This window comes from Fictibacillus sp. WQ 8-8 (genome assembly GCF_024494405.1).
In the GTDB taxonomy this organism is placed as follows: domain Bacteria; phylum Bacillota; class Bacilli; order Bacillales; family Fictibacillaceae; genus Fictibacillus_C; species Fictibacillus_C marinisediminis.
The window spans coordinates 1-11,416 of the sequence record NZ_JAMXKG010000032.1; the positions used below are offsets into that span (position 1 = coordinate 1).

The 11,416-nt window shown below is 38.1% G+C and carries 11 protein-coding genes and 2 pseudogenes; 9 read left to right on the forward strand and 4 right to left on the reverse strand.

Going from position 1 to position 11,416, the window contains the following annotated elements; all coding sequences use genetic code 11:
* Positions 1 to 575: 575 nt before the first annotated feature.
* Positions 576 to 860: a hypothetical protein gene (locus M1K46_RS25195; RefSeq protein ID WP_256228192.1), complete on the forward strand. Its 285-nt coding sequence runs from the start codon at positions 576 to 578 to the stop codon at positions 858 to 860.
* A gap of 312 nt (positions 861 to 1,172) precedes the next feature.
* Here M1K46_RS25195 and M1K46_RS25200 read toward each other — a convergent pair whose 3' ends face one another.
* Positions 1,173 to 1,565: a hypothetical protein gene (locus tag M1K46_RS25200; RefSeq protein WP_256228193.1), complete on the reverse strand. Its 393-nt coding sequence runs from the start codon at positions 1,563 to 1,565 to the stop codon at positions 1,173 to 1,175.
* A gap of 348 nt (positions 1,566 to 1,913) precedes the next feature.
* Between M1K46_RS25200 and M1K46_RS25205 the strand changes: the two genes are divergently transcribed.
* Together M1K46_RS25205 and M1K46_RS25210 are read left to right on the forward strand one after the other, a co-directional pair.
* On the forward strand, positions 1,914 to 2,645 hold the full coding sequence (locus M1K46_RS25205; protein WP_256228194.1) for a class I SAM-dependent methyltransferase: 732 nt from the start codon (positions 1,914 to 1,916) through the stop codon (positions 2,643 to 2,645).
* A 263-nt stretch (positions 2,646 to 2,908) separates the two neighbouring features.
* Positions 2,909 to 3,478 carry a dienelactone hydrolase family protein gene (locus tag M1K46_RS25210; RefSeq protein ID WP_256228197.1) on the forward strand — a complete coding sequence of 190 codons (570 nt, stop codon included), beginning with the start codon at positions 2,909 to 2,911 and terminating at the stop codon, positions 3,476 to 3,478.
* Positions 3,479 to 4,036: 558 nt separating this feature from the next.
* Here the strand turns inward: M1K46_RS25210 and M1K46_RS25215 are convergent.
* Positions 4,037 to 4,240, reverse strand: a pseudogene (locus M1K46_RS25215) (methyltransferase domain-containing protein); the annotation flags it as partial.
* A gap of 18 nt (positions 4,241 to 4,258) precedes the next feature.
* On the opposite strand from M1K46_RS25215, the gene M1K46_RS25220 reads away from it, so the two are divergent.
* From M1K46_RS25220 to M1K46_RS25230, 3 genes are all read left to right on the forward strand, one after another.
* On the forward strand, positions 4,259 to 4,834 hold the full coding sequence (locus M1K46_RS25220) for a dihydrofolate reductase family protein (RefSeq protein WP_248254018.1): 576 nt from the start codon (positions 4,259 to 4,261) through the stop codon (positions 4,832 to 4,834).
* Between the two features lie 541 nt (positions 4,835 to 5,375).
* The gene (locus M1K46_RS25225; protein ID WP_256228199.1) at positions 5,376 to 5,786 is read left to right on the forward strand and encodes a YciI family protein; all 411 of its coding nucleotides are present in this window, start codon (positions 5,376 to 5,378) and stop codon (positions 5,784 to 5,786) included.
* On the forward strand, positions 5,786 to 7,036 hold the full coding sequence (locus M1K46_RS25230; protein ID WP_256228200.1) for an RNA polymerase sigma factor: 1,251 nt from the start codon (positions 5,786 to 5,788) through the stop codon (positions 7,034 to 7,036). Before M1K46_RS25225 ends, M1K46_RS25230 begins: the two co-directional genes overlap by 1 nt.
* 223 nt (positions 7,037 to 7,259) lie before the next feature.
* On the opposite strand, the gene M1K46_RS25235 is transcribed toward M1K46_RS25230, so the two are convergent.
* On the reverse strand, positions 7,260 to 7,691 hold the full coding sequence (locus M1K46_RS25235) for an ASCH domain-containing protein (RefSeq protein WP_211079357.1): 432 nt from the start codon (positions 7,689 to 7,691) through the stop codon (positions 7,260 to 7,262).
* 190 nt (positions 7,692 to 7,881) lie between these two features.
* Here M1K46_RS25235 and M1K46_RS25955 point away from each other — a divergent pair, with 190 nt between their 5' ends.
* Entirely contained in the window at positions 7,882 to 8,010 is a 129-nt protein-coding gene (locus M1K46_RS25955) for a M4 family metallopeptidase (RefSeq protein WP_289479769.1), read from the forward strand.
* A gap of 142 nt (positions 8,011 to 8,152) precedes the next feature.
* Positions 8,153 to 8,269 carry a M4 family metallopeptidase gene (locus tag M1K46_RS25960; protein ID WP_256228202.1) on the forward strand — a complete coding sequence of 39 codons (117 nt, stop codon included), beginning with the start codon at positions 8,153 to 8,155 and terminating at the stop codon, positions 8,267 to 8,269.
* 444 nt (positions 8,270 to 8,713) lie between these two features.
* On the opposite strand, the pseudogene M1K46_RS25250 reads toward M1K46_RS25960, so the two are convergent.
* Positions 8,714 to 8,814: pseudogene (locus M1K46_RS25250) on the reverse strand (IS3 family transposase); the annotation flags it as partial.
* A 1,103-nt stretch (positions 8,815 to 9,917) separates the two neighbouring features.
* Here M1K46_RS25250 and M1K46_RS25255 point away from each other — a divergent pair.
* On the forward strand, positions 9,918 to 10,508 hold the full coding sequence (locus M1K46_RS25255; RefSeq protein ID WP_256228201.1) for a hypothetical protein: 591 nt from the start codon (positions 9,918 to 9,920) through the stop codon (positions 10,506 to 10,508).
* Positions 10,509 to 11,416: the final 908 nt, after the last annotated feature.

Sequence of the window (11,416 nt, forward strand, 5' to 3'; positions counted from 1 at the left end):
ATGCCTTCACGAAGCCTTTAGATCCCAAAGTTACTCTATCTACCCGTTAGCTTAAATTCAGTGGTTTTGAAATCCTGTGAATAAGCGAGTATTCGCAAGAAAATCGTATTAAACTGAGGGAGTTGAACAAGAGGTAAAAGGAAATATGATTAATTTATTATAAATTAGGGCGTGTGATTAATGAAATTTTATATTGAATCAAGTTTTAAAAATATAGATTTAGTCAGGTTTGTGAGTAAAAAGATAAAGGTTATGTGCATTTCATATGATTGGACTATAAATGAGAACAACATTGGAAGAACTAAAGATAATTGGCGAACAGGTGAAAAAAGCTGTAATAGAAGCTGATTTTTTCGTAGTTTTATTACCAGTACCTTAATGGCACAGAAAACACAATTATTAAAGAAAAAACAGGGAAATACGGTTATCTCAATGTTGAGGATACTATTAAACAGAAGGGAAACAACCAATTAAGATAAAAAAAACGCAAAGCTAATTGCTTCGCGTTTATTTTGTGAGAATTAGTGTACTTTAGTGGTGGAGATCACCACTATAGGGCTTGTCACCAACCTCTATTGAATAGTGTATGGGGGCTTGAGCTTGAACTTGAACTGAGTGTATGGGGGCTTGAGCTTGAACTTGAACTTGAACTTAGTGTATGGAAGCTTGAGATTGAGATTGAACTTGAGCTTGAGCTTGAGCTTGAACTTGAGCTTGAACTGGACCGGCGTTTTTTCACTTTTTTACATTTACATTTTAATTTTACTGTTTTAGAGGAACGCTTACAACCACAGTGTTTTTTCTTTTTGGACGACATAAAAATCCCTCCAAACCGTTATAAATTGAGAAAAAAGGTTTAACCTGTCTCTCAATTTATCTTATGCAGAAATCTAGTAATCCGTTTGGACAAGCTGGAAAAATCGATTAAATAAAATGCTAGTTCTTATTTAACAAACGGGTGCGTTAGCTAAAGATCGGAGCTGTCTTAAAGGCGGCTTTTTCTTATGGAACTAAAGGGGCAGGTTAATTTAAGTGTAATTATTCACAATCTGTATTTCTAAATGTCCTTTTCCTCCACACAAAAAGACTCCCATCACATGAAAAAGGAGAATGATTTCATTATGAAATCATCCCCTCAAATAGTTTGAAAATGCTTATAGTGATATTACTCCTCAATTACTAGCTAAACGTTTTTCAAATTCAGCCTTAAACAGCAGAATAGCATCAATATTTACAGCAAAATCGTGGTCACTGATATTAAAATTAGTTATAAACTCGTCAGACTTCTCACGAACCATAATTGTCGGAAGGTTATTGTCTCCAATAGTTTCCAGAGTTACACCACTTCCATAAATATACCAGTTAGTTTCAGTAGGCTTATTTGCTGCATTTTTAGATAAATCATTTTTTATTATTTCGCATAAATTATCCATAAAATCTTCATTAAGATTAATGATTTTTCCATGCTCACCATCAACTGATATATCAGCATCTCCATACCAAATATTCCTGCTTGCTCGCCTTCCTTCATTTGAAGTGTATGTTTCATCATACAAAATCTTCATTTTCATTACCCTCCGTAAAATAAAATTACTTTACACTATTTTACAACAATTAAAATTTTAAGCAAACTTGCTGTTAGTCTCACTAACTTGTAAGAGTCAGCAAGCTTCTTCTTTGTATAGACAGCGAACATTGTGAATAAATGCACTTAAACTAACGGGAGCTTTTGTTCAATAAGGCTTTGCAATGATCTTCCACAATCGGGTGCATTTCTCTAAGAAGGAGAAGTGTACTTTTTTATTGAAGTAAAGTGCAAGATAGTAAAAGAGGGTTAAACTTTGAGATAAGTGTTGAGTTTTATATCGTTTTTTATGTTAAATTAGCAAATTAATTGGGTGGGAGGAAGTTTAATGGCTGATGAAATTTTTGAAAACCCTAGATTGGCTGATATCTATGATCCATTTGATTCAGACCGTTCTGATTTAGACGCTTACGAGTCTATGATTAACGAGTTTAGTGCAATTTCTGTACTTGATATTGGTTGTGGAACAGGAACTTTTGCTTGTCGACTTGCAGCCAGAGGAATCGAGGTTTTTGGAATGGATCCAGCTGAAGCTTCACTAAAGGTGGCTAAAACAAAACATTGGTCTGACCGAGTCAAATGGATTCACGGCAATGCAATAGACCTTCCAAAATTGAAGGTTGACCTTGTAACGATGACTGCTAACGTTGCTCAAGTCTTTCTGACCGATGAAGAATGGAAAGAAACTCTACTTGCGATTCGGGATGTTTTACGGTCAGGTGGACGATTGGTCTTTGAAACACGGAAACCTGAGTCACAGGCGTGGCTGAAATGGAACAGGGAGAATACCTATAAGCGAATTGATATACCTGACAGTGGCGTTGTCGAAGGTTGGGTTGATGTTACCGATGTTCAAGGCTCATTGGTGTCTTTTCGATGGACTTATGTTTTTGAGAGCGATGGTGCAATAATCACATCAGACTCTACTTTGCGGTTTAGGAGTCTTAAGGAAATTAGCAAATCTCTTTGGGATGTAGGACTGTCTGTTGAAGGTGTAAGAGAAGCCCCTGATCGTCCAGGACTGGAATACGTTATTATTGCACACCGCCTGACAGCTTAACTATGTTTAGGTGATAAGAAAAAGATCATTTGTTGTATATGATACTTTATCTTTATTATCTTCCACAATCGGGTGCATTTCTCTAAGATGGAGATCTGCACTTTTTTTATTGAACTTATTGAACAAACGAGCAGGATTATTGAATAAGCAAGGGTGGGTTTTATTAAGGTAGATATTTCTAAAGCGTAAAGTTCTGGCAGGTCAAACAGGCTTTCTTGTCGAAACTTAGACCTATGAAATTCATTAAATTGGAGGAAAAAACGATGGCAGAAGTTTTGTTGTTACACCATGTTTTAGGCCGAACGAAGGGGATTGAAGCAATCGCCGATCAACTGAGAGATGCGGGACATACTGTACACGTGCCAGATTTATTTGACGGCCGCATGTTTTCCACGCTGGAGGAAGGCTTGGTGTTTGTTAAGGAAATAGGATTTGAAGAAGTGACGGCGCGCGGCGTTCGGGCAGCCAGCGAGCTTTCACGCGATGTCGTCTATGCTGGTTTTTCACTCGGTGTCCCGGCAGCACAGCAGCTCGCTCAAACTCGTGAAGGCGCCAGAGGCGCACTGTTTTTTCATGCCTGCCTCCCGACCTCGGCGTTCGAATCTCAGTGGCCGGCCGACTTGCCTGTGCAAATTCACGCCATGAGTGCAGATCCTTTTTTCGTTGAAGACGGCGACATCAACGCGGCCCGTGAGCTTGTGGCGTCGGCCAATCACGCTGAACTTTTTCTGTACGAAGGCAAGGAACATCTCTTCACCGACAGCAGTTTACCATCTTACGATGCTGACGCGACGAAACTTGTGATCAAGCGGGTTCTCGACTTTCTCGAGTAGTTGTTAAACTTTTAAGGTCTGTTTTTTAAATACCCACAAAGTACCCACAATTATTTTATTTAATTTGAAATATTATAAAACAATATCAAAAATCCCATTATACCAATGATTTGAAAAGATACAAAAACACCTGAAAACCTAAAACTAATCAAGTTCGAGATGGAAGGTTCAATCGGTTAAATAACGAAAAGCCTTGGTGTAGGAATATGCCAAGGCTTTTTATATGGAGATTTATATAGTACAAACATTGATTATTACTGTTAATCTTATTCCATAAAAAGGTCAAACAGAGATTCTGGCTAACCTTATATTACGATCGGGTGCATTTCTCGATGAAGGAGATTTGCACTTTTTTATTGAGCTTATTGGACAAACGAGCAGGATTATGGAATAACGGACACTGGATATCTCTGTTAATTAAAGAAAATTTAAGTTAGAATAGATCTAATATTAAGACATTAGGGTCAGTGGGGTGTGGGTATGATGGAAGGGGTATTTTTGGACGAGACAATTTATGGGTATGAAGATGTTTTAACAATGTTGGATTCTTTGTTGCAAGACTTTCCAATCGTATATGTCTGCTACGCCTAAGTCTCCACCTTGTAGAAAACAGGTGATTGCAAAGAAGCCATTCGGTTTTAAAGCTTTCTTGATTAGACCTATGTAGTTCATTCTACGGTGAGGAGCAATATGGTGAAAGCAACCCAAATCATAAACAACGTCATATGCACCCTCTTCAATATCTAATTCAAAAATATTATGAACAAAGGAGAACTGAAAATGAGAAAGCTCGTTCTATTTCTGCACGCATCGCTTGACGGTTTTGTAGAAGGGCCGAACGGTGAAATGGACATTGGCTGGGTTTCCTACGATGCTGAATTGGAGAAACACGCGAAAGAAATTCTGAGTACTGCCGACACTGTTATTTGGGGACGTGGGACTTATCAGATGATGCACAATTACTGGCCATCTGTGCCTTCGAACCCATCAGCTTCGCAGCATGAACGGGATCATGCCGAGTGGATCGAAAAGACATCCAAAATCGTTTTTTCCACGACGCTGGAGAAAGTCGAATGGAACAATTCCAGACTGGTGAAAGAAGATGTCGAGAAAGAGATCAAGAACCTCAAAGAGCAGCCAGGCAAGGATATGGTCATCCTCGGAAGTCCTAGGTTCGCACACTACCTTATGCAGCTTGATTTAATAGATGAGTATAAAATTACGGTTTCACCCGTCCTGATTGGCAGCGGGTTGCCGTTATTCCAAGGTCTCAAGGAGAAGATCAATCTTAAACTTATCGAAAACAAGACATTTGATTCTGGAGCCATAGGCCTCGTTTACCAGACGGTTAGATGAACTTGTCTCCTAAAGTAGATTACGCTAACCGGATTACGTTAGCACAATAAAAGCAGCGGCAGTCGAGGTCTTTCGAGTTCCTAGTCCGTCACTGCTTTTTTTACGAGTCAGTCTAATTCAGTTTGTCGGGTGATCGTGTCGTTAAGATTGGATCTTCCACAAACGGGTGCATTTCTCTAAAAAGGAGATATGCACTTTTTTATTGAATTTATTAAACTAACGAGGAGTTTTTCTAAAATAAGATGTTTCAATATTTATCACAAAAGTGAAACATTGTATTGCTATCCGAAATTCAGTACAAAACTTATAAAAAAACGTCTAAATGTGGTCACCATGATCTGTATAAGCTTTTCTGTGAAATAACAGCTAATCTATTTGGAATAAATAATACTCTCATGCCCATATTTCCATTTAGATAATTTGACAAAGATTTTTTATGATTGTTGTCGATTTTGCTTTTTCTTGTTCGTTGTATTTATACAAAGGCCGAGCATGAATGGACTTCTAAAAAGAAAGTGACTAAGAATAAGGAGGAAGATGTATGCTGTTTATGTTGATTGTCAAAGCCTCGAAAAATTCGGAAGCTGGAAATCGCCCGAGTTCTGAGCTTAATGAAGCTATGAGTAAGTACAATGAGGAATTAGTTAAGGCAGGTGTCCGGGTCGCAGCTAAAGGACTTCATCCAAGTTCAAATGGGATTCGCATTTCCTATCCAATACCAGGGGAAAAGCCAGTGGTGACTGATGGCCCATTCACGGAAACGAAAGAATTAATTGCCGGGTTCATTCTGATTGATGTGAAGTCGAGGGAAGAAGCCATTGAGTGGGCGATGCGGATGCCAGACCCGCAGGGACATGGGGAAGGTCAGATTGAATTGCGTCAAGTATTTGAGGCGCCGGAGCTGACCGAAATGTTGGCAAAAGAAGCTGAATTACGCGAGAAATCAAAGTAGTGAAGACATATGAAACCCATCGTACCATTGAAGGGGTCTGGACAGTCGAATCAGTCAAGATCATTGCTGGTGTTGCCCGAATTGTTCAAGATGTCAGTATTGCAGAAGATTTAGCGCAAGAAGCGTTGGCCATTGCACTTGAAAAATGGCCGGTGTCAGGCATACCGGAAAAACCGGGAGCCTGGCTCATGACTGTTGCCAAACGTCGGGCGATTGATTTTCTGCGTCAAAACAAATTACGTGATCAAAAGTATGAGGAAATCGGGCGTAATATGGAATTCAAAATAAAAACGGACTATGATTCAATTGAAGAGGAAATCAATGACGATCTCCTGCGTCTCATCTTCACCACATGTCATCCGGTGCTTTCCAGGGAAGCTCGAGTCGCGCTAACGCTTAAACTGTTATGCGGATTAAAGACTGATGAAATTGCGCGAGCATTTCTTATGTCGGAATCAACCATTGCACAACGAATCGTCAGAGCAAAGCGTACACTTTCTGCTTCAAAGGTACCTTTTGAAGTTCCCCATGGACTTGAGCTTTCAAGCCGTATTTCATCAGTTCTGGAAGTGATCTATCTCATGTTTAATGAAGGATATGTTGCAAACGGCGGTGAGAACTGGATTCGTCCAACACTGTGTAATGAAGCCATACGTCTTGGCCGGATTTTGGCGGAAATTCTCCCTGAGGAACCGGAAGTGCATGGCCTGATTGCCCTCATGGAAATCCAGGCCTCACGTTTCAAAGCTCGCATTGGTCCATCGGGAGAGCCGATATTGCTTCAGGATCAGAATCGGGTGCTTTGGGATGATCTTTTGATTCACCGTGGCTTTTCGGCGCTTAAGCGGATTGAGCAAATTGGTGGTACCTATGGTCCGTACTCACTGCAAGCATCTATAGCTGCTTGTCACGCCAAGGCACGAACAGCAACGGAAACGGATTGGCAAGAAATTTCCACCCTATACGATGCCCTTGCCCAGGTGGCACCTTCTCCCATAGTGGAATTGAATCGTGGGGTTGCTATATCGATGGCATTTGGGCCAGAGGCAGGGTTAAAGATTGTTGATTCTCTACTTTTGGATCAGGCGTTGAAGAACTATCATTTGCTTCCGAGCGTAAAGGGTAATTTTCTTCTAAAGCTGGGGAGAAAGAGGGAAGCATTTGAAGAATTCCAGCGTGCTGCTTCGTTAACACAAAATGTACAGGAACAGAAATTCCTATTAAAACAGGCGAAAGATTGTATGGAATAAAAATACATTAAAGTTTTGTCGATTTCACAATTATTGTCTTTTGACATAAAAACTCCTCCGTATGCTGTTATTTTGGTTGGCGAACCAAAAATATTTTAGCACCTCGGGAGAGTTTTTTTCATACAACGCTGAAAGCTTTTTGGAACCCTAGGCCTAGCCTAGGGTTTTCTTTTCTATAATAAAAAGGAGCTGATTCAGCGCATCGTGTGCAATGTATCAGCTCCTATAAAATTAAAACATGCTCCCATAATCCTAGCTTTCCCTTTGCTGGAATAAATTCATCCAGCATCTGCATATCCTCAACTACCCAAGCATAACCTCCCACTATAAAGTCACCCATAAAATAGTCATTCCCTGATACGATTCGACCATCCTCCAGAATGGCCCATGTCTCATTGTTTTCAGTTACCTTCAAACAATCTACAAGTTTGCATACAGCAATGATCTGGCCAGTTGGAAGATTCTCTGGTGTGTATCCGTGCTTACCAAGCAACGACTTTATGGCTATATGGTTAGAGACGTCTTTATCTATTTTTTTACTTGTGTGAATGGCAAGTGGCCCCCGATAATTCGTTCTCCATGACCTTGTTTCATATGTTGCCTCTCTAAGGACAAAAAGGCTTGCCCATGGCTGGATCATTGATAAAACCTTCATTCTGACAGCCTCCAACCTATAGAAGTTTATTTTGATTATAGAGTGTCCCTGTAAAGGAATATTATGAGCAAAAGGCAGAATATCAGTTCACGGAGATCCAATTTATGAGGCATGAGTCATGACCAGTGATCATTAATATCATATATTAATCAGCGAACTATTTTTGTTGGGTTTTACAAACTCACTAGATGTGATTGGGCACGAACTTACACATGGAGTGACCCAGTTCACAAGCGGGCTAGAATATGAAAAGCAGCCTGGAGCTTTAAACGAACATCTCTCGGATGTTTTTAGGATTGCTATAAAGCAATATCATTAAAACAATCAGCACAGGATGCAGACTGGTTAATCGGTGCTGAGATAATGGGACCCTCATTAAAAGGGCAAGCACTCGTTCTATGTAAGCACCTGGCACAGCTTTCGACAATAAATTAATAGGCAAGGATTTGCAGCCAGATTATATGAGAAACTACTTTGAAGGGTCGCAAGATAACTATGGTGTCCATATCAATAGCGGTATACCAAATAAAGTATTTTACCTGGTGTCTATGGAGATTGGCACTTACAAGGCGGCTTAGATATGGTACCATGCCATGCAAAACTTGTTTGCCGCGACAAATTTCAATCAATTTGTCAAACCCGTATTAAAAGCAACACAAAAACTTGCTGATAGCGGAAAAATTCCCCAAACGGCTACAAAAACAGTAGAATCTGCTTTTCATGCAGTTGGATTACCGCCTTAACTTATCTAAATTGGAGGATTAAACTAACAGCACATCCAATTCTGCTGTGACGAAGGCATCGCTAATCTGAACTTAACCTTTGAGGCAGATGCAGACCAGCTGCAGGTGGAAAAAGCTGAGAAATTACAACATCTAATAACACACGCCAACCTTTCAAATATTGCCCCTTTATGGAAGCTGCAACGCACCAAGGGGCGGATGCTTTTTCTTATCATCTGATTAAAGAAGAAGATGCAAGAATAAACTGTACCCATTATAAAGGACATTTTAAAAAAGAGACTAGGCTGCACAAAGGAGATGATTTCTGTATTCAACAGGGGTCATCTTCTTTAAGTTCCATTGATATCTAAAATGGTTAAGTATGTCATATAATTTTTTATTGTGCAAAGAAGGATAATTGGAACATTTGAATGATGTTTACCAAAACATGAAAGTGTTTAAGTATTAGGAGGCACAATAAAAAGAGACAATCTTTCATTTTATAACTAAAAAATCTGCTGAGATTTGAACTGATTGATAAAGAAAACAATTACAAATTGATATGGAGAGTCTGAATGGGCACTCTCCAAATAAGGTTGGTTTCATATAGATTGGTTAAATGCCCCCGAGGAAATTGCAGCTGCGACCGAAAGAGAAGAGGAAGAAAAACCTACCAATTTTGAAGAAAATGAAGGGCTTTTTGACTTGCAAAATACTCATTTCTCTTTTACCAATTACCATTGTATTATTTAGTTGATTTAAAGGTAATGCTGACTTAGATTAAAAACAAATGAAATGATTTGAAGAGAAAATAATAAAAACGTTGATTTATATGGGTTTTAAAAGTTCCGTAACACGGTATAAAAACATCAATTTATTAATATTAAGATGGAAGGTTCAATCGGATAAAGTCAAAAAGACCTTGGTATAGAAGGATTATACCAAGGTCTTTTAATATATAAATTTCTTCGTACCGATTTCGATTGATTCTCTGACAGATGGTTATATCAAATCAAACGCTAGGTTATTGTTGAACTGATATATTTGTGAGAGCCAAAGCCTTGTTATTCCATTAAAGGGCCATTTTCTTAAATAAGAAATGGATTATGATATCGAACATACAAAAAGGGTATATTTCATTTTGGTGTGACCGATTTTGCTCAAATATACCGAGTTATTGTTTGCTTCCAAACAATAAATGATTTGGTCAAAAACGGGTGGACGCTTATACCCATTATTACATGAAGCGTCTCTCTTATTCCTAGCTTCATCATTACAAAGCTATGTTTATGATAAAAGTCTTTTTGTGGTTCAAGATATGAGACATATGTACAAGCAATTTTTATTATCCCTCATAGTATTAAATAAGAAAAACTATTTAGAAGGGGATAAAATAAAATGAGTTGTAATTCTGGCTGTAATTATTATCCCTACTGTAAATGTGGCTCTCGCTGTAATTGTGGATCTCATTGTGAAAGCTACTTTATTTAGGGGGGGTTAGTGGATGTTATTAATTATAAGTACATTAATAGTATTAGGTTATAATACTTTCTTGATTTGCAAAATTTCTTCCAATATAGATAAATTAACAGGCATGACAGGCATGATAATAGTGATGTCATTGGGAATGGTGTCAAGTTTGGCTATTGGATTAATTTCAGGAATTGTTTATAAAAATGATTTAACTTCTTCAACGATTCTTGCCATGATTTTAAGTTTGATTGTTGGATATTTTTTAGGTGAACGGTTGGGCTTGTTTGTAACAATTGAAGGAATGGCAGCTTCACTAATGGGTAGCATGATGGGAGCAATGCTGGGAGAAATGTTACCTTCAGGGAACTTTAAAATAATGTTAGCGTTTATGGATGTCCTATATATCATAGTTGTGTCTTTAATCTTTTTTCTAATCAGTAATATTTTAAGGAAAAGTAGTGATGAAACTCCCACTTTTAATCATACCTACAATTCAATCTTCATAATGGTTATTTTAACAGTTATCGTATTGATTACTACTTTTTATGATGTTAATTATGTTAAAAAGCAGATTAATCATCGCCCTGTTGAAAACCCTGTGCATGAGCATTATCAACATTAAAAATGGTCATCATCAAAGGGTTTATTTTACTAACGGGTTCATTACTTATGTGAAAAAAAGAGGTAAAGTATGCGACGAATATCATTGATTTTATCAACTGTTTTATCTTTTATAGTTTCAATATTGACTATTACAGCTCATAGTTATATATATGGTACATTTATGGTGATTGTTTTTGTTTCAGCCTTATTTGCACTAATAGTAGATTTTTTAAATCAAACCAAAAAATAAGTTCTTCAACTAACGGGGGCTTTCCTGGAACAAGGATTGCGCTTTTTTCATTTTAAGGCCAGATTGTGGAGGGAACCAGGAAGAGTAATAATACTGAAAGTTTATTTGTGAAGCGTTTTACTTAAACCAATGGGCAGCATTCCTGTAATGAAGAAAAACGAGGTTTGAGAATAAAAATAGCCTCCTGATAAGATAGAGATGTTCTGAAGCTGGACAGCGAAAGGACACCTCATGGAAAGGTTGGACGAAGGAATTTTGGAGCAAAGACTCTGTTGAGATATGGGAGGGTTAACCTTCATGAAAGATGTGGAAATCCACTTAGTGCGATTATAAATTAACTAATATCCACTTTTTGGTTAGTGGTGGTTTGGTTGACTATGAATTGTTTTTTCTCTTCAACTCCAAAGTTATCCTTTATTTAATTTTTATTGCAACATCCATGCGTTTCAATCTTCAATCCTTTATGAAATCTTGAGAATAGTGTAGGAATCGAGAGATATCCGTTTCTACATAGAGGGAGTTTAGTTCAATTTGAAATCACAAAAACTAAATAACCAGGGCACTGAAATTAGTGCCCTTTATAATCTTATTGTGCAATCAGCAACTCTTATATTTGAACTTTTTGGGGAATTGTTTCACAATTCCAACCGTTATTGTGTCCGCCATTTGTAAAGCTT

Bases quoted from the DNA above. Each gene is read 5' to 3' on its own strand.
- M1K46_RS25205 (WP_256228194.1), top strand. From the start codon at position 1,914: ATGGCTGATGAAATTTTTGAAAACCCTAGATTGGCTGATATCTATGAT.
- M1K46_RS25255 (WP_256228201.1), top strand. From the start codon at position 9,918: ATGTTATTAATTATAAGTACATTAATAGTATTAGGTTATAATACTTTC.
- M1K46_RS25960 (WP_256228202.1), top strand. From the start codon at position 8,153: ATGAGAAACTACTTTGAAGGGTCGCAAGATAACTATGGTGTCCATATC.
- M1K46_RS25200 (WP_256228193.1), bottom strand. From the start codon at position 1,565: ATGAAGATTTTGTATGATGAAACATACACTTCAAATGAAGGAAGGCGA.
- M1K46_RS25210 (WP_256228197.1), top strand. From the start codon at position 2,909: ATGGCAGAAGTTTTGTTGTTACACCATGTTTTAGGCCGAACGAAGGGG.
- M1K46_RS25235 (WP_211079357.1), bottom strand. From the start codon at position 7,691: ATGAAGGTTTTATCAATGATCCAGCCATGGGCAAGCCTTTTTGTCCTT.
- M1K46_RS25225 (WP_256228199.1), top strand. From the start codon at position 5,376: ATGCTGTTTATGTTGATTGTCAAAGCCTCGAAAAATTCGGAAGCTGGA.
- M1K46_RS25220 (WP_248254018.1), top strand. From the start codon at position 4,259: ATGAGAAAGCTCGTTCTATTTCTGCACGCATCGCTTGACGGTTTTGTA.